This is a genomic window from Thiobacillus thiophilus (genome assembly GCF_055378705.1).
This window is the reverse complement of sequence record NZ_AP042404.1, coordinates 2,935,046-2,951,397: the sequence shown is the minus strand read 5'-3', so window position 1 is coordinate 2,951,397 and position 16,352 is coordinate 2,935,046. Positions and strand designations below refer to the sequence as shown.

Here is a 16,352-nt window from a genome sequence, read left to right as displayed (position 1 = left end):
CCGAGTCGAGACGCATGCCATCGGATCATGGGCGATGCCGGCCTGGATATCCATTTCACGCAGACAAAAAAGCGACGCCAAGGGAAGGGCGTCGCTTTTGCCAGCGTTGCGGGAAATTACTGGACCGCCAGTTTCTTGGCCGACGTGGTGGCCTTCTTCGGCAAGGTCAGTTCCAGCACCCCATCATTGTACTTGGCGTGGGCCTTGGCTTCATCCACGTCGTTCGCCAGGGTGAATCTACGCGCCACCTTGCCGTAATAGCGCTCGGAACGCAGGACTTTTTCGCCCTTTTTCTCTTCCTTTTCAGTCTTCGATTCGGCGCTGATCGAAACCTGATTGCCTTCGATGCTGACTTGAATGTCTTCCTTCTTCACGCCTGGGATGTCGGCGTGCACGATATAGGCGTTGCCATCTTCCTTAACGTCCATCTTGATCTGCATCTGGGGCTGACCCTCCATGACAACAGGACGCATGAAGAAACCCTTGAACAGGTCATCGATGTCGCCGAACGGATCGACGCGGGCGACATTAAACGGATCGTAACGCGTAAGCTTGGTCATGACTTTTTCTCCGATTAAAGCAGGTTTTCTGGATAAAGGCTTAGTCGCCATAGCGGCTACACTTACACACTCAACTTAGCTCCGCATCCGGATATTTCAAGACGCAAACATTCCGTTATGCCGCCCATGCTTAACAGCAGGCAACGTCGCCCATTTCCCTGTGCACATCCAGAGCCTCACTGCGGAGCAGTCTCGTGCCAGCCTGCATACCTCAGCCGTTGGCCTGGCTTCGGCCGAGGCGCAGCGACGCCCCGCAGAGTTCGGCCCGAACCATGTCGAGGAGGCGAGACCCGAGCGTTTACTGCTGCGCGTCGCCCGCGGGTTTACCCACTTCTTCGCCATCATTTTGTGGGTGGGGCGGCGCTGGCGTTGCTGGCCGAATATTTCGATGCCGGCCAGGGCATGGCGTGGCTGGGGGTCGCCATCGTCGGCGTCATCCTGATCAATGGCGTCTTTTCCTTTTGGCAGGAATACAAGGCCGAGCGCAAGCTGAAATTGCGCTCGGCTATTTTTCCGCCTTCGGCCACACGCACGGCCCGCTGCCTGGAGCAGGCCATGCCCGCTGCGCTGCCGTGGGGCGGCTTGTTGCTGGCGACCGGCGAAAAGGCCTGACTCGTTACTGTCCTTGCGCTTGGAGATAAGTCACGGGCGGTGTGCCGGATTGCGTCCGTACCCATCGGCGCCAGGTACGGACGCGTCCGCCTCTGGCAGCGGCAGGAGCCCTGGGCGTGGTCCACGCCGAGCTCCCTGAGCAGGGCAAGAATCGATGCGCTCTCTGCGCCATCAGCCACGGTTTCGATCGCCATCACGTGTGCCGCCCGGTTAATCGCATCGGCCATGGCCCGCGTCAGGCTGCCCTCGACCATGGTGCGGATGAAGTTGCCGTCGATCTTGAGAAAGTCCACCGGCAGCTTCATCCGCCCCTCTTCGTCCAGCAGACGCAGCAGCACCTCGTGGTGCGGGCGGCTCTGGCCGTGCTGACCGAGCGGCGCGATGACCTGCTGATAGAGGCGGAAGCGGTTGGTGTCGAGGGCATGGGTCAGGCGCGACACCCATTGCATTTGGGGTGTGCTGCTGCGCGAGCAGGGCGTCGTCCGGCTGGTAGAGGTGCATCCGGTTGCGGCCCTGCTCCTTCGCCGCGTAGCAGGCGGCATCGGCGGCGGCGAGTGTGGCGGATACGCCGCCGACGATTGCGGACAACGGTGCCAGACCGATGCTCACGCTGACCGGGAACGGCTTGCCCTCCCAGGCGAAACGATAGTCCTGCACCACATCGCGCAACGCCGTGGCGATGCGCAGCGCCTGGTCCAATGGGCATGTTCGAGCAGCACGCCGAATTCGTCGCCGCCCGTGTCGCGGTCGCGCAGGCGTTCATGCAGACGCTCAGTGATCTGTCACAGCAGTTGGTCGCCCGCAGGGTGACCGCAGGTGTCGTTCACGATCTTGAACCGGTCGAGATCGAGATAGAGCAGCGCGTATTCCTCACCGTCTCCCAGTGGCTGGTCGACCCCCGATCCAGCCGGCGCTCGAACTCCTGACGATTGACCAGGCCGGCGGGCATGTCGTGCGTTGCCTAGTACGAAAGCAGATGCCTCAGGGCCTGCGCTTCGGCGACGTCGCGGAACACCAGCACCGCGCCAGTCACGCGTCCCGCCTCGCGTATCGGCTGCGCCGAATATTCCGCGGGGAAGGAGCTGCCGTCCTTGCGCCAGAGCAGTTCCACCAAGCCCCGGGACGGCCGGCCCGTGCGAAACGCGTCGTAGATCGGGCATGCCCCGGCCGGGTAGGCGCTGCCATCGGCATGGGTGGGGTGCATCAGGCTGTGGGTCTCGCGCCCCAGCAGTTCGTCGCGGGCATAGCCGAGCATCGTCAACGCGGCCTTATTCACGAAGGTGCAGCGTCCCTCAGTATCGAGTCCATAGATACCCTCATCGACCGATTCGAGCAGCAGGCGGAAGCGCGTCTCGCTGGCGCGCAAAGCCCGCTCGGCCTGCCAGCGCTCGTCGATTTCTTTCACCAGGTTGACGTTGGCCGATCTGAGCATCTCGGTCTGTTTTTCCAGTTGGCCGGTGCGTTCCGCCACCAGTAACTCAAGATAGCTGCCGTGAAACTCGAGCTCCGCCTCGCGCTGCTTGTCTTCAGTGATGTCGATCAGCACGCCCTGCAAGCACAGCGGCTCGCCGGCCGCATCGTGCACCACGTGGGCTTCGTCAAGGAACCAATGCGGCGCACCGTCACGCGCGAGCAGGCGATATTCGCAGCGCAGCGGCTCGCCCGATTCGTAGCTGCGGGCGAAGGCCGCGTGCACCCGCGCCTGGTCGTCCGGGTGAATGCGGTGGAGCACGCCGTCCGGGTTTGCCAGCCATTCGTCCGGAGAAAACCCCAGACGTTCAATCTGCGGGCTGACGTAGAGCAGGTTTCCCGGCACATCCAGCGCGGCAGTGAAGGCGATCGCCGGAATCTGTTCGACCAGGCTGCGGTATTTGGCTTCGGCGGCGCGCAATTGGTCTTCTGCTGCGCGCTTGTCGGCATGCGCCTGGCTCTCGCGCAGCACGCGATGGATCACTGTCGGCAGCAGCTTGAGGTGGTCGCCCTTGTCGTCCTTGACCAGATAATCGCGCGCACCGCGGCGCATGGCGTCCACCGCAATGGCGATGTCCTGGGCACCGGTCAGCATGACCACCGGCACCATGATTTTCCCGGTATCCGCCGCGAGCTCGTCGAGAAACTCCACCCCGTCCATGTCCGGCAGGCGGTAGTCGAGCAAAATCAGGTCCGGCGCCTCGGCGCGCGCATGCTGCAGGCCGGCGCGCGCCGTGTCGGCCTCCTCCACCTCGAATACGTAACCGGGCTGCGCCGCCAGCGCGCGGCAGCAGGCGAGGCGATCAACGACGTCGTCCTCGACTAGTAGAACTCGCACGATGACGGGGCTCATTGTGGCAGCTCGCTCGACGTCCGGCAGGGGTCGGTGGCGCGCGTCGCTTCCGCGAACTGCGGGTAGTCAACCGGCTTGCCGACGTAGCCGGTCGCGCCGGGATCAAAGCTGGCCAACCCGTCCTGCAACTCCTCGGAAGTGGTGAGCATCACCGCCGTCATATCGAGGTCGCGCAGGATGAGGCACGGCATGACCCGGCCCGACTGACGCAGGTAACCGGGCGCTTCCTTACCGTTCTCAAGCCGCACCAGCGGATTTCCCCCATGCAATCCCTTCAGGGCGCGACGCACCGTTATGGTGTCCACTTCGTAGTCTTCCATCAACATGATTGCCTTGCAAGCTGTCTTCCATTGAACTGCTCCTGCCGATTTGTGCCGTCGCGCGGCAGGGTAAAAAAGCTGTTACCCAAGCTTGTCGACGCGCGTCAAATATACATGCGGTCCTGAACAGGCGCTATCCCTGGCCCTGATTTTGGCGCAAGCGCGATATTTAATCGGATTATTCGGAATTGTCTATCAGGAATTCAATTCAACCTAGAAACCGCAGCTGGACGCGCTCGCCCAACAGGTGCACCTGATCGACGGCACTCAAGCAAGCATTCACGGGGAATTCCTGAGGGTGATAAGCGGTCAACTGCGGTTTTTAACGTTGACGCTGTAGAAAAACCCCTTTTCAGCCAAATTGGCGACGTAAAAAACGGCGTGGAATTTCCACGCCGTTTTCAATTCATGATTTGCAACTTACCGAACCGATTCGGTGGGATGTTCCGATCAGTCATGGCAGCATCTGATTGACGTAGTGCGGGCTGCCCGCCCCGTCCCTACTGCGCATACCCGTGATGCGCCAGCTTCTCGATGTTGTGCACCAGGCAGTAGAGCTTCCACTGCGCATCCACTTTCTTCTGCCCCCGCAAGGTGAAGCGGTTGAGCTGTTTGTTGTGCCGCAAGTTGCCGAACACCGGTTCCACCGTGGCGAAGCGTCGTCCGTATCGCGCCTGTCCTTCCGGGCAATCGATACGGACTTTCATCTTGTCGGTGAAGGACTCCGTGCCGTCAGCCTTGCCCTGAAAGAAACTCACTTGCCGGGTCTTGGTCCTGGTCGGCGTGCGTAGACACTTATCCCGTTGTGCGCACGGTACGCAGTCCTGCTGCGCGCCCTGAAATTTGACGGCAACGAAACCATTGATGATGCAATGGCTGCCGTTGCCGTAGAGTGTCTTGCCCGCAGGGCAAACGCAGGTCTGCGCGTCCATGTCATAGCGAAAGTCTGCGGGGCGATAAACAGCAGTCGGCTTCTTCTCTTTCTTCTGGCCGGATTTGTCGTGCAGAGGATCGGGGGCCTGCTTGTGTTTGTCCTGATCCTTGAAGCGTGGATCGCGTTGCCGCATACCGTTGTCGGCAATCAAGGCGTCCACTTCCAGTTCAGTAAGTTGCTTAAGGTTGGCTTCTGAGTGGTAACCCGCGTCCGCTGTGATGAGGCTGGCCGGGGTGATGAGTGGAGCATCATTCAATGCGACCTGGATGGCTTTGACCACCGGTACCAGCAGTTCCTGTTCGCTGCCGGTACCGTGGGCCTGCGCGTCCACGATGATCTGGTGACGGGCATCGACGGCGGCCACACCCGTATAACCCTGGATGACGCCTTTGCTGGTCGCCATCTTGGCGGATTCGTTGTCGGTGCGGTTGCTCTTCCGTATCGTGCCTTTGCTGCCCTTGCGATCATCGGGATGAGCGGTGAGCCATTGACGCAGTTGGGCGGCATCGGTTTGCAGGCGGCTGATGCGCTGGACTTCTTTCTGTCTGAGGTCGGCCTCGACCGGTTTGCTGTCCTCTTCCCGATGCCGTTCGAGCATGACGCGGGCAGCGGCTTCGAGCTTGGTGGCCTGGTGCTCGAAGTCGGCACGGGTGCCGCTCTTCTGTTTGCTGGCGTTGCTGGGCAGCTTGACGCCGTCGATGGCAAACATCTCGCGTCCGATCAAACCCTGCCGGTCGCACAGGTAGAGGATTTGGGTGAAGACGCGGGCGATGTCGTCGGCAAGCTTCGAGACAAATCCGGCAATCGTGGTGAAGTGGGGCTGGGTGTCGCCTGACAGGGCGATGAAGGTGACGTGGTCACGGCAGACTGCTTCAATGTTGCGACTGGAAATAATGCCCTGGCTGTAGGCAAACAGCACGACCTTGAGCAGCATGGCAGGCGGATAAGCCGCCGCACCGGTCGCGTCGTTGTTGAAGCGGGCATCGAAGCTGGACAGGTCCAGCTCGTGGTCGATGAGGTGATTGAGCGCGTGCTCGAAAGTACCGGGAAGCAGTTGCCGTTGCAGGTCGACGGCAAGGAAACGGGGGCTGGTGTCGATATGCTTGTAGCGCGCCATGCGGTCTGTGCCATCACAAAATCAATGCAGCGATGTTGATGCAGGCGGGAGGCTGGGGCAAGATGCGGGAATGATTATTTTTAGGGGCTTTTTATACAGCCTCGTTAGGGAACCGCTGATTAATTTGTCATTGCAAGGCGCGCAGCGACGCGGCAATCCAGAAATGCCCGCTTGATCGATACGCTGGATTGCTTCGCAGCGCTCGCAATGACGGCCATATCGAATTAATCAGCGCTTCCTTAGTTTAAGGATGGGCGCAGCCGGCCTGGATGTCCAACGCACGCAGACAAAAAAGCGGCGCCCGTTGAAGGCGCCGGCGTTGCGGGAAACGGCTGGATCGCCGGCTTCCTGACCGCTGCGCTAGCGTTCAGCAGCAGGCTACGGCTTCCCTGAGGAGTCTTTCAAATTCCGCGGCTGCCACCGGTCTGCTGAAGAGATAGCCTTGCATCTCGTCGCAGTGGCGCTGCTGCAGGAAGGATTTCTGCGACTCGGTTTCGACCCCCTCGGCGATCACCCTGAGCTGCATGTCGTGCGCCATGGAAATGATGCTCTTGGCGATCGCCGCGTCGTCCAGATCGGTGGTGATATCGTGCACGAATGACTGGCGATCTTCAGCGTGTCGATCGGGAAGCGCTTGAGATAGCTCAGGCTCGAATAGCCGGTATCGAAATCGTCAACCGACAGCTTGATGCCCATCGCCTTGAGCCGGCTCAGGGTGACGATGGTTTTTTCGACGCCCTGCAAGACCACTGCATGACCAGGCTCTCGGTCAGTTTCAGTTCGAGGCAAACGGAGTCAAGCCCTGTTTCATCGAGAATGGTGGCCACCTTTTCGACCAGGTCGGGCTGCCTGAACTGCCGTGCCGGGAGGTTGACCGCGACGCCGATGGGCGGAGGCTGACGCGTATTTTATTCTCCACATAATCACAACGTCATCAGGAAGTCGATCAACGCGTCAGGCGCACGGTAGCGCTGAATTCTGACATCCGGTTCATGCAGTCGGGCTAAGGCACGGTCCTTCATGGTCAGGTCGGCCTCGACATAATGGTGCGTGGTTACGGGACTCTCATGGCCAAGCCACAGTGCGATGACGCTGATGTCGGTGCCTGCCTGTAGCAAATCCGTAACGCTCACTACCTACCCCTCAACGCAATCCGTTCCACAACTTCATATAATCAACGACTGTGCATAACCGGCCTTATGTGAAGCTTCACATAAGGCCGATGGCCGGACAAAAAAGAGGGCGGAATCCCGCCCTCTCTCGCTACCCTGTTCAGCCCGATCAAGCCGGCTGTACCGCCGCCTTCTCGAAACTGAACACCCCGTTCTGCGAATCGATACGGATGGTGTCCTTGGGCCCGAAGCGTCCGGACAGGATTTCCTTCGCCAACGGGTTTTCCAGTTCGCTCTGGATTGCCCGCTTGAGCGGTCGGGCACCGTAGATCGGGTCGAAGCCGGTCTTGGCGATTTCGGCGAGCGCGGCTTCGGTGATGTCGAGTTTCATCTCCATCTGCGCCAGGCGTTCTTCCAGGCCTTTTAGCTGGATGCGCGCGATGCTGGCGATATGCTTCTCGTCCAGGGCGTGGAAGACGACGACTTCGTCGATGCGGTTGATGAACTCGGGGCGGAAGTAGGACTTCACTTCGCCCAGCACGGCGAGCTTGATGACCTGGTAATCGTCGCCGCTCATCTGCTGGATCATCTGGCTGCCAAGGTTGGAGGTCATCACGATCACGGTGTTGCGGAAGTCGACGGTGCGGCCCTGGCCGTCGGTCAAGCGGCCGTCGTCAAGCACCTGTAGCAACACGTTGAAGACGTCCGGGTGCGCTTTTTCCACCTCGTCCATCAGGATGACGGAGTAGGGTTTGCGGCGCACCGCTTCGGTCAGGTAACCGCCCTCTTCGTAGCCGACGTAGCCGGGCGGCGCGCCGATGAGACGGGCGACCGAGTGCTTCTCCATGAATTCGCTCATGTCGATGCGGATCATGTGGTCGGCGGAATCGAACAGGTATTCGGCGAGTGTCTTGCACAGTTCGGTCTTGCCGACGCCGGTGGGGCCGAGAAACAGGAAGGAGCCGAGCGGCCGGTTGGGGTCGGACAGGCCGGCGCGTGAACGGCGGATGGCGTCGGAGACGACGCGCACGGCTTCGTCCTGCCCCACCACGCGGCTGTGCAGCTTGTCTTCCATGTGCAGCAGCTTGTCGCGCTCGCCCTGCAGCATCTTGGATACAGGTATTCCAGTCGCCCGCGAGACGACCTCGGCGATTTCCTCGGCGCCGACTTCGGTGCGCAGGAGCTTGAACACGGGCTTGGTGTCGGCCGCTTCGGCGTGCTTCAGCTGGGCTTCCATCTGCGGCAGCTTGCCGTATTGGATCTCGGCGACCTTGTCGAGCTTGCCCTGGCGCTGCAGCTCGATCATCTCGCCGCGTAGTTTGTCGATTTCTTCCTTGATGTGGGCGCTGCCCTGGACCTGGGCTTTTTCGGCTTTCCAGATTTCTTCCAGATCGTTGTATTCGCGTTGCAGGGTCAGCAACTCGTCTTCGATGAGTTGCAGGCGTTTTTTGGACGCCTCGTCTTTCTCGCGCTTGACCGCCTCGCGCTCGATCTTCAGCTGGATCATGCGCCGTTCGAGCTTGTCCATCACCTCGGGCTTGGAGTCGATTTCCATCTTGACCCGCGCCGCGGCTTCGTCGATCAGGTCGATGGCCTTGTCGGGCAGGAAGCGGTCGGTGATGTAGCGGTGGCTGAGTTCGGCCGCCGCGACGATTGCGGGGTCGGTGATATTGACGCCGTGGTGCAGTTCGTAGCGTTCCTGCAGGCCGCGCAGGATGGCAACGGTCGATTCGACGCTGGGTTCGTCGACCAGCACCTTCTGGAAGCGGCGCTCCAGCGCGGCGTCCTTCTCGACATACTTGCGGTATTCGTCGAGCGTGGTGGCGCCGATCAGGTGCAGCTCGCCGCGCGCCAACGCGGGTTTCAGCATGTTGCCGGCGTCCATCGCGCCTTCGGCCTTGCCGGCGCCGACCAGAGTGTGCAACTCATCCAGGAACATGATGTAGCGGCCCGGATCCATCGCCAGCTCTTTCAGCACGGCTTTGAGCCGTTCCTCGAATTCGCCGCGATATTTGGCGCCGGCCAGCAGCGCGGCCAGGTCGAGCACCAGCACCTTCTTGCCTTTCAGCGTTTCCGGCACCTCGCCATTGACGATGCGCTGCGCCAGGCCTTCGACGATGGCGGTCTTGCCGACGCCGGGTTCACCGATCAGCACCGGGTTGTTCTTGGTGCGACGCTGCAAAATCTGGATTGAGCGGCGGATTTCGTCGTCGCGCCCGATCACCGGGTCGAGCTTGCCTTCGCGCGCGCGCGCGGTGAGGTCGAGGGTGTATTTGGCGAGCGCCTCGCGCTGGCCTTCGGCTTCCTGCGACTGCACGGCCTCGCCGCCGCGCACGGCCGTAATCGCCTGTTCCAGCGCCGCCTTCTGCGCGCCGTGCTGCTTCAGCAGGCGCCCGATTTCGCCCTTGTCGTCCAGCGCCGCCAGCAAAAACAGCTCGGAGGCGATGTAGGCGTCGTTGCGCTTCATCGCCTCCTTGTCGGTCAGGTTCAGCAGGTTGTTGAGATCGCGCGAAATCGCCACTTCGCCACCCTGGCCCTCCACCTTGGGCAGTCGGGTCAGCGCCTGGGTCAGTGCCGCCTTCAGCGCCGGCACCTGCGCGCCGGCGCGCGCCAAGATGGCCGCTGCGCCGGCACCTTCCTGGTTCAGCAGGGCAAGCAACAGGTGCTGCGGCTCGATGTAGGCATGGTCGCCGCCGACGGCCAGGCTTTGCGCGTCGGAAAAGGCTTGCTGGAACTGGGTGGTGAGCTTGTCAAAACGCATAAGTGGCCTCGTGCTAGGGTATATTCGATGTCATCCAAATGATGCCGTCTACGGCGATTTCAACCCGCCATGTCTGAATTGAATGTAGATCAGGTTCTGTCCGATGTTGCGCGCGCGCTGGCCGAAGACGTCGGCAGCGGCGACCTCACCGCCCTGCTCATCCCCGCAACGCAAACCGCGCGCGCCCGCGTCATCAGCCGCGAAACGGCGGTGATCGCCGGCCGGCCATGGTTCGATGCCTGCTTTCAGGCACTCGATCTCGGTTGCGTCATCGACTGGAAAGTGAGCGAGGGTGACGCCATCGCCGCCGACAGCGTGCTGGTCGAAATCAGCGGCAACGCACGTGCGCTGCTGACCGCCGAGCGCATGGCGCTGAATTTCCTGCAAACCCTGTCGGCCGTGGCCACCGCTACCCGGCCCTATGTCGAGGCCGTGCGCGGCACCCATGCCGCCATTCTCGACACCCGCAAGACCCTGCCCGGGCTGCGCATCGCCGAAAAATACGCGGTGCGGGTCGGCGGCGGGCAGAACCAGCGCACGGGGCTGTACGATGGCATCCTGATCAAGGAAAACCACATCGCGGCGGCGGGCGGCATCGCGCAGGTGCTCAATGCCGCGTTCGAGCTGGCCGAGGGCAGGATCGGCGTACAGATCGAAGTGGAAAACATCGATGAGCTCGAACAGGCGCTGAGTGCCGGCGCGCCGCTGATCCTGCTCGACAACTTCAGCCTGGCGGACATGCGCCATGCAGTGCAGGTCACTCATGGCCGCGCCCTGCTCGAAGCCTCCGGCAACATGACGCTGGAGACCGTGCGCGCGGTGGCCGAAACCGGGGTCGACCGCATTTCCGTCGGCAGCCTCACCAAGCATATCCGCGCGGTGGACCTGTCGATGCGCATCGAATGATTGAAATCATTCGCGCCCGCTACAACGACCCCGCGCACGCCGCCGCGCTGCTTGACCTGCTGGATGCCTACGCGCGCGACCCGGCCGGCGGCGGCGAGCCTTTGTCCGACTTCGTCCGCAACAACCTGATTGCCGAACTCGCCGCGCGGCCTTTCGTCTTCAGCGTGCTGGCATTCGACGGCGACACCCCGGTCGGCCTCGTCAACGCCATCGAGGGCTTTTCCACCTTTGCCTGCCGCCCGCTGGTCAACGTGCACGACGTGATGGTCGCGCCCAGCCATCGCGGCCGAGGCATCGCGGCGCAGTTGTTCGCCGGGGTCGAGGCCATCGCCCGCGAACGCGGCGCCTGCAAGCTCACGCTCGAAGTGCTGGACGGCAATGCGCCGGCCCGCGCGCTGTACCGGCGGCTCGGCTTTGCCGCCTACCAGCTCGACCCCGCGATGAGGCACGCGCAGTTCCTGCAGAAGTGGCTGACCTGAAGCGCGCCTTCTCCACGCTATGGCTGGCATTTCTGGTGCTGGCATTTCCTGCGGCATGGGCCGGCGTACCGCCCGCCCCGGCAATGCTGCTGGCCGAGATGTACACTGCCGATGTCGACCTCGCGCAATACTGGGTCAGCGAAAAATTCGACGGCGTGCGCGCCCAGTGGGACGGCCGCACCCTGCGCTTTCGCGGCGGCGGCAGCGTTCCCGCGCCGGCGTGGTTTACCGCGGGTTTCCCGGCACAGCCGCTGGACGGCGAATTGTGGATAGCACGCGACCGCTTCGATGCGCTGTCGGGAACGGTGCGCAAGACCGAAGCCGTGGATGCCGAATGGCGGCAGGTGCGCTACCTGGTTTTCGAGCTGCCCGGCACAGCGGGTGACTTCACCCATCGGGTCGGGCAGATGCGGCAACTCGTCGCGCAGGCGAAGCTGCCCTGGCTGCAAGCCGTCGAGCAGACCCGCGTGGCCGACCGCGCCGCGCTGATGCAGCGGCTCGACGCCGTGATGCGCGCGGGCGGCGAAGGCCTGATGCTGCACCGCGCCGACGCGCCCTATCTCATCGGCCGCAGCGACGCGCTGCTGAAGCTGAAACCGTGGCAGGACGCCGAGGCCATTGTGGTCGGCCATACGCCGGGCAAGGGGAAATATCAGGGCATGGCCGGCGCGCTGCAGATGGCAATGCCGGACGGCAGGCGTTTCCGCCTCGGCAGCGGCCTCTCCGACGCGCTGCGCCGCCAGCCGCCGCCCATCGGCACCCGCATCACCTACCGCTACCAGCACCTGACGAAAAACGGTCTGCCGCGCTTTCCGCGCTACCTGCGGGTGCGGGAAGATTTTTAGAGAAACGCTGACTTATCCTGGCATCGCAAGGTTCGCAGAGCCGTGGCGATTCACAGTGCGTAGGGTGCACTCCGTGCACCGATTGATGCCTGATAGGTGCACGGAGTGCACCCTACTCCAAGCATCTCGTGCCCGAATGAACAATCGCGGTCATTCCAGCCAGATCAGCGCAGCCATGCGCCCGGTGACGCCGTCACGCCGGTAGGAATAGAAGCTTTCCGCCTCGCTGAAGGTGCAGCGCCCGCCGCCATGGATCGCCTGCACGCCGGCGTGCGCAAGGCGGATACGCGCAAGCTGGTAGATGTCGGCGAGCCATTTACCCGGTGTGGGCTGCGACACAAAGGCCGCAGCCGCCTGCGGGTGCTGCGCGACAAATGCCTCGCGCACCTCGTCGCCCACTTCAAACGCCTGCGGACCGATGGCGGCGCCCATCCAGGCAAGGACTCCTTCCGGCGGCACCTGCATCGCGGCCACGGTGGATTCCAGCACGCCGCCCGCCAGCCCGCGCCAGCCGGCATGCGCGGCGGCGACGACACTGCCGGCGCGGTCGCACAGCAGCACCGGCAGACAGTCGGCAGTGAGCACGGCACAAACCTGCCCGGACTCGCGGGTGAACGATGCGTCGGCTTCGGGGTTCGGCTCGCGCCCGAGTTCGACCACCCGTGCGCTGTGCACCTGTCTTAGCCAGCCCGGTTCGGCCGGCAGCTGCCGGCGCAGGCGCACGCGGTTGGCCGCGACGCAGAGCGGATCGTCGCCGACGTGGTCGCCGAGGTTGAGGCTGGTCCAGGGCGCCTGGCTCACCCCGTCTGCGCGGGTGGTCATCAAGCATTTCACCCGGGCGGGGGCGGGCCAGGCGGGCTGGATCATCCGCTCAGGCTTTCCAGGTGGTGTCCTCGCGCAGGGCGCACAGAAGCGAGGCGAAGTCGGGCGGCAGGGGGCATTCCCACTGCATGGATTCCTGGGTGACCGGATGGATCAGGCCCAGTCGTTCGGCGTGCAGCGCCTGGCGCGGGAACGGAATCTTGAGGTGGTTGCGACGACTGGCGCTGTAGACCGATTCGCCGACCAGCGGATGGCCGATGTGCTGCATGTGCACGCGGATCTGATGGGTACGCCCGGTTTCCAGCTTGCAGCGCAGCAGGGTGATGCCGGGAAAGCGCTCGACCACCTCATAATGCGTGACCGCTTCCTTGCCCATGCTGTGCACGGTGCGCTTGATACGGTTGTGGGGATCGCGCGCCAGCGGCGCATCGACGGTGCCGCCGTGATCGACCTCGCCATACACCAGGGCCAGGTATTCGCGCTTGACGGTGCGCGCCTGCAGCTGATGCGCCAGATCGGTTTGCGACATGAGGGTTTTGGCGACGACCAGCAGGCCCGAGGTGTCCTTGTCGAGCCGGTGCACGATGCCGGCGCGCAGCAGTTCGGCCACCTGCGGCACCCGGTGCAGCAGGGCATTCAGCAACGTGCCGTGGCGATTTCCGCTGCCCGGATGGACCACCAGGCCGACCGGCTTGTTGATCACCAGCAACATGGTGTCCTCGAATATCACGTCGAGAGGAATCGCCTCCGGCGCGTCGGGCTTGGTATTCGGATCGGGTTCGACCTCGACCCGCACCGATTCGCCGCCGCTGACTTTCATTTTGGTGGTGCCCCAGGCGTCGTCCACCGCGATCTTGCGTGCCCGGATCCAGTTCTGGATGCGGTTGCGCGAAAACTCGGGCAGCATGGCGGACAAGGCCTGATCCAGTCGCTGGCCGCCCTGCTCGTCGGGGATCACCAGCTCACGGACGCCGTCCCCGGTATTTCCCTTATAATTGTCCGACAAATTTTCTGTGTCTTTTCCCATGCTTAAGCGATGTTCATCCGGTTTTAACGCACTCAATCGGGTTTTGGGTTGTGTACTGCTCGCTACCATGCTCACCCTGGGCGGCTGTGGCCTGTTGCCCGAGGTCAAGGACGAGACCTCGGGTTGGTCGGCACAAAAGCTTTACGCCGAAGCCAAGGATAATCTCAACAGCGGCAATTACGAACGCGCAGTCAAGCTATTCGAGACGCTGGAGTCGCGTTATCCCTTCGGCCGCTATGCGCAGCAGGCGCAACTGGAAGTAGCCTACGCCTACTACAAGGACAACGAGCCGATTTCCGCGATTGCCGCGTGCGACCGTTTCATCAAGCTGCACCCCAATCACCCTAACGTCGATTACGCCTACTATCTAAAGGGCCTGGCGAATTTTAACGACGACCTCGGCCTGTTGGGCAACCTGGTCAATCAGGACCTGAGCGAGCGTGACCCCCGTGCGGCGCGCGATGCGTTCCTGGCGTTCAAGGAACTGATCACCCGCTTCCCCGACAGCAAATACGCCGCCGACTCGACCGCCCGCATGACCTACCTGGTCAACGCGCTGGCCAGCAACGAAGTGCACGTCGCCAAATATTACCTGAAACGCAAAGCCTGGGTCGCTGCTGCCAACCGCGCCAAGGAAGTACTGAAAACCTACCCCGAAGCCCCTGCGCTGGAAGAAGCGCTGGCGGTCATGGTGGTGGCCTACGACAAGCTGGAACTCGTCGAGCTGCGCGACGATGCGCAGCGCGTGCTGACGCTGAACTTCCCCAACAGCCAATACGCCAAGGGCGTCAGCACCGAAGGCAAGGCCTGGTATCGCTTCTGGTAAGCCCGGCTCGCGGCAGCCGGCTAACGCCACAACAGGAACCTGCGCTTCGAGCGCCGGTTTCGTTTCAGGTTCTTCGTCATGCTTCGCAGCGCATGGCACCCGTGTCGGTGCGAGCCGTCAACGCCCCGAATCCGCTGTGCCGACAGGACGCATCGGCAGGACATTGGAACGTTCCACCGCAGGCGCGGACCAATGGACTTCCGCCAAACTTGCCCCGCGGTTCCCGGCCCCAGGCATCCAACAGGAGCACATCAAAACCCATGACGCTACGCAACCAGATCCAGCTGATCGCCTACCCCGACCGTATGGGGAACAATCTCGCAGATTTGTCCGGCATCATCGACAGGCACTTCGCGCGCGCGATCGGCGGCGTGCACATCCTGCCGCCCTACCCGTCGAATGCCGATGGCGGTTTTTCGCCGCTCACCCACAAGGAAATCGATCCCAGGTACGGCAGCTGGGCCGACATCGAGAAAATCTCCGGCCGCTTCGACCTGTGCCTGGATCTGACGCTGAACCACATTTCAGATGAATCCGAGGAGTTCAAGGACTTCATCGCCAAGGGCTACGAATCGGAGCACGCCGACCTGTTCGTGCACGTCGATCAGCTGGGTCCCATTTCACCCGACGATCTGGCGCGCATCCACATTCGCAAGGAAAAGGAGCCATTCCGCGAAGTGACCTTCGCCGACGGCACCACCGGCCGCGTCTGGTGCACCTTCACCGAACACCAGATCGACCTCAACTTCAACTCGCCCAAGACCTATGCGCTGATGGAGGACACCATCAAGTTCCTTGCCGCGCGCGGGGTAAAACTGTTCCGCCTCGATGCCTTCGGCTACACCACCAAGAAGATCGGCACCAGCTGCTTCCTGGTCGAGCCGGACGTCTACGACCTGCTCAAGTGGATCGATGGCGTGGCGCGCGAAAACGGCGCCGAAACGCTGCCGGAGGTGCACGACCATTCCAGCTTCCAGTACGCCATCGCGCTGCACGGCATGCATCCGTACGGCTTCGCACTGGCGCCGCTGCTGCTGTATTCGCTGTTCGACGCCAACAGCGTTTTCCTTAAACAGTGGCTGCGCATGTGCCCGCGCAACCAGCTCTCCGTGCTCGATACGCACGATGGCATCTGCATCCCGGACGTGGAAGGCATCCTGCCCCAGGCCGCGATCCAGGCGGTGATCGACAACGTCAGCAAGCGCAGCGCCGACCCCATCCTGCGCCGCTCGGCCGCCAACGTGCACAGTGTGGGGGCGATTTACCAGCTCACCTGCACCTACTACGACGCACTCAAGTGCAACGACGACGCGTATATCGCCGCACGCGCGATCCAGTTCTTTGCGCCGGGGATTCCGCAGGTCTACTACGTGGGCCTGCTCGCCGGCAGCAACGATCTCGAACTGATGGAAGCCACGGGCGAATTGCGCGACATCAACCGGCACCGCTACACGCTGGAGGAGGTCGACGAGGCGGTCAGGGCGCCGGTGGTGCGGCGGCTGCTCAAGCTGATGGAATTCCGCTGCAGCTATCCCGCTTTCGACGGCGTCTTCCACCTGATGTACTCCAATGCCAGCAGCGTGGCGATGTGCTGGCGTTACGGCGAGCTTCGCTGCGAACTGTTCGTCGACCTCAATTTCAAGAAGGCGACCATTGGCTACGTCGACGTCAAGTCCAAGCGCTGGCTGACCATGCACGGGTGAATCCG

16 protein-coding genes and 1 pseudogene are annotated in these 16,352 nt (G+C 62.6%); 6 read left to right on the top strand and 11 right to left on the bottom strand.

Annotated features, from left to right (window positions below):
• Positions 1-116: 116 nt before the first annotated feature.
• Complete coding sequence (locus ACZ41T_RS14800) at positions 117-560, bottom strand: Hsp20/alpha crystallin family protein (protein ID WP_464922126.1); 444 nt, start codon at positions 558-560, stop codon at positions 117-119.
• A 160-nt stretch (positions 561-720) separates the two neighbouring features.
• Between ACZ41T_RS14800 and ACZ41T_RS14795 the strand changes: the two genes are divergently transcribed.
• Complete coding sequence (locus tag ACZ41T_RS14795; RefSeq protein ID WP_464922125.1) at positions 721-1,002, top strand: cation-transporting P-type ATPase; 282 nt, start codon at positions 721-723, stop codon at positions 1,000-1,002.
• Here ACZ41T_RS14795 and ACZ41T_RS14790 read toward each other — a convergent pair.
• The 8 genes and pseudogenes from ACZ41T_RS14790 to clpB all read right to left on the bottom strand — a co-directional run bounded on the left by ACZ41T_RS14790 (position 902) and on the right by clpB (position 9,739).
• Complete coding sequence (locus ACZ41T_RS14790) at positions 902-1,621, bottom strand: EAL domain-containing protein (protein ID WP_464922124.1); 720 nt, start codon at positions 1,619-1,621, stop codon at positions 902-904. The two genes, ACZ41T_RS14795 and ACZ41T_RS14790, sit on opposite strands and share 101 nt — an antisense overlap.
• A 333-nt stretch (positions 1,622-1,954) precedes the next feature.
• Positions 1,955-2,032 carry a diguanylate cyclase domain-containing protein gene (locus ACZ41T_RS14785; protein WP_464923993.1) on the bottom strand — a complete coding sequence of 26 codons (78 nt, stop codon included), beginning with the start codon at positions 2,030-2,032 and terminating at the stop codon, positions 1,955-1,957.
• Between the two features lie 101 nt (positions 2,033-2,133).
• On the bottom strand, positions 2,134-3,480 hold the full coding sequence (locus ACZ41T_RS14780; protein ID WP_464922123.1) for a PAS domain-containing response regulator: 1,347 nt from the start codon (positions 3,478-3,480) through the stop codon (positions 2,134-2,136).
• An 11-nt stretch (positions 3,481-3,491) separates the two neighbouring features.
• Complete coding sequence (locus ACZ41T_RS14775) at positions 3,492-3,815, bottom strand: response regulator (protein WP_464922122.1); 324 nt, start codon at positions 3,813-3,815, stop codon at positions 3,492-3,494.
• A gap of 500 nt (positions 3,816-4,315) precedes the next feature.
• Positions 4,316-5,866: a transposase gene (locus ACZ41T_RS14770; RefSeq protein ID WP_464921023.1), complete on the bottom strand. Its 1,551-nt coding sequence runs from the start codon at positions 5,864-5,866 to the stop codon at positions 4,316-4,318.
• A 367-nt stretch (positions 5,867-6,233) separates the two neighbouring features.
• Positions 6,234-6,562, bottom strand: a pseudogene (locus tag ACZ41T_RS14765) (EAL domain-containing protein).
• Positions 6,563-6,789: 227 nt separating this feature from the next.
• Entirely contained in the window at positions 6,790-6,999 is a 210-nt protein-coding gene (locus ACZ41T_RS14760) for a hypothetical protein (protein WP_464922121.1), read from the bottom strand.
• Between the two features lie 148 nt (positions 7,000-7,147).
• On the bottom strand, positions 7,148-9,739 hold the full coding sequence (gene clpB / locus ACZ41T_RS14755) for an ATP-dependent chaperone ClpB (protein WP_464922120.1): 2,592 nt from the start codon (positions 9,737-9,739) through the stop codon (positions 7,148-7,150).
• A 69-nt stretch (positions 9,740-9,808) separates the two neighbouring features.
• Here clpB and nadC point away from each other — a divergent pair, with 69 nt between their 5' ends.
• The 3 genes from nadC to ACZ41T_RS14740 are packed head-to-tail and all read left to right on the top strand — an operon-like array spanning position 9,809 to position 11,969.
• The gene (gene nadC / locus ACZ41T_RS14750) at positions 9,809-10,645 is read left to right on the top strand and encodes a carboxylating nicotinate-nucleotide diphosphorylase (protein WP_464922119.1); all 837 of its coding nucleotides are present in this window, start codon (positions 9,809-9,811) and stop codon (positions 10,643-10,645) included.
• The gene (locus tag ACZ41T_RS14745; RefSeq protein WP_464922118.1) at positions 10,642-11,124 is read left to right on the top strand and encodes a GNAT family N-acetyltransferase; all 483 of its coding nucleotides are present in this window, start codon (positions 10,642-10,644) and stop codon (positions 11,122-11,124) included. Before nadC ends, ACZ41T_RS14745 begins: the two co-directional genes overlap by 4 nt.
• Positions 11,112-11,969 carry a DNA ligase gene (locus ACZ41T_RS14740; protein ID WP_464922117.1) on the top strand — a complete coding sequence of 286 codons (858 nt, stop codon included), beginning with the start codon at positions 11,112-11,114 and terminating at the stop codon, positions 11,967-11,969. Before ACZ41T_RS14745 ends, ACZ41T_RS14740 begins: the two co-directional genes overlap by 13 nt.
• A 150-nt stretch (positions 11,970-12,119) precedes the next feature.
• Here the strand turns inward: ACZ41T_RS14740 and pgeF are convergent, their stop codons facing one another.
• Both pgeF and rluD read right to left on the bottom strand, forming a co-directional pair.
• Positions 12,120-12,791 (bottom strand): peptidoglycan editing factor PgeF, encoded by a 672-nt coding sequence (gene pgeF / locus ACZ41T_RS14735; RefSeq protein WP_464922116.1) that lies wholly within the window; start codon positions 12,789-12,791, stop codon positions 12,120-12,122.
• Between the two features lie 49 nt (positions 12,792-12,840).
• The gene (rluD, locus tag ACZ41T_RS14730) at positions 12,841-13,818 is read right to left on the bottom strand and encodes a 23S rRNA pseudouridine(1911/1915/1917) synthase RluD (protein ID WP_464922115.1); all 978 of its coding nucleotides are present in this window, start codon (positions 13,816-13,818) and stop codon (positions 12,841-12,843) included.
• Between rluD and ACZ41T_RS14725 the strand changes: the two genes are divergently transcribed.
• Together ACZ41T_RS14725 and gtfA are read left to right on the top strand one after the other, a co-directional pair.
• Positions 13,817-14,644: an outer membrane protein assembly factor BamD gene (locus tag ACZ41T_RS14725; protein ID WP_464922114.1), complete on the top strand. Its 828-nt coding sequence runs from the start codon at positions 13,817-13,819 to the stop codon at positions 14,642-14,644. The genes rluD and ACZ41T_RS14725 overlap by 2 nt on opposite strands.
• A gap of 260 nt (positions 14,645-14,904) precedes the next feature.
• Positions 14,905-16,347, top strand: coding sequence for a sucrose phosphorylase (gene gtfA / locus ACZ41T_RS14720; RefSeq protein WP_464922113.1), 1,443 nt, complete (start codon positions 14,905-14,907; stop codon positions 16,345-16,347).
• Positions 16,348-16,352 lie beyond the last annotated feature (5 nt).

Excerpts from the sequence above, each read along its gene's own strand:
- gtfA (WP_464922113.1), top strand. The coding sequence starts at position 14,905 with ATGACGCTACGCAACCAGATCCAGCTGATCGCCTACCCCGACCGTATG.
- ACZ41T_RS14725 (WP_464922114.1), top strand. The coding sequence starts at position 13,817 with ATGCTTAAGCGATGTTCATCCGGTTTTAACGCACTCAATCGGGTTTTG.
- ACZ41T_RS14775 (WP_464922122.1), bottom strand. The coding sequence starts at position 3,815 with ATGGAAGACTACGAAGTGGACACCATAACGGTGCGTCGCGCCCTGAAG.
- ACZ41T_RS14745 (WP_464922118.1), top strand. The coding sequence starts at position 10,642 with ATGATTGAAATCATTCGCGCCCGCTACAACGACCCCGCGCACGCCGCC.
- ACZ41T_RS14770 (WP_464921023.1), bottom strand. The coding sequence starts at position 5,866 with ATGGCGCGCTACAAGCATATCGACACCAGCCCCCGTTTCCTTGCCGTC.
- ACZ41T_RS14800 (WP_464922126.1), bottom strand. The coding sequence starts at position 560 with ATGACCAAGCTTACGCGTTACGATCCGTTTAATGTCGCCCGCGTCGAT.
- pgeF (WP_464922116.1), bottom strand. The coding sequence starts at position 12,791 with ATGACCACCCGCGCAGACGGGGTGAGCCAGGCGCCCTGGACCAGCCTC.
- ACZ41T_RS14790 (WP_464922124.1), bottom strand. The coding sequence starts at position 1,621 with ATGCAATGGGTGTCGCGCCTGACCCATGCCCTCGACACCAACCGCTTC.
- clpB (WP_464922120.1), bottom strand. The coding sequence starts at position 9,739 with ATGCGTTTTGACAAGCTCACCACCCAGTTCCAGCAAGCCTTTTCCGAC.
- rluD (WP_464922115.1), bottom strand. The coding sequence starts at position 13,818 with ATGGGAAAAGACACAGAAAATTTGTCGGACAATTATAAGGGAAATACC.
- nadC (WP_464922119.1), top strand. The coding sequence starts at position 9,809 with ATGTCTGAATTGAATGTAGATCAGGTTCTGTCCGATGTTGCGCGCGCG.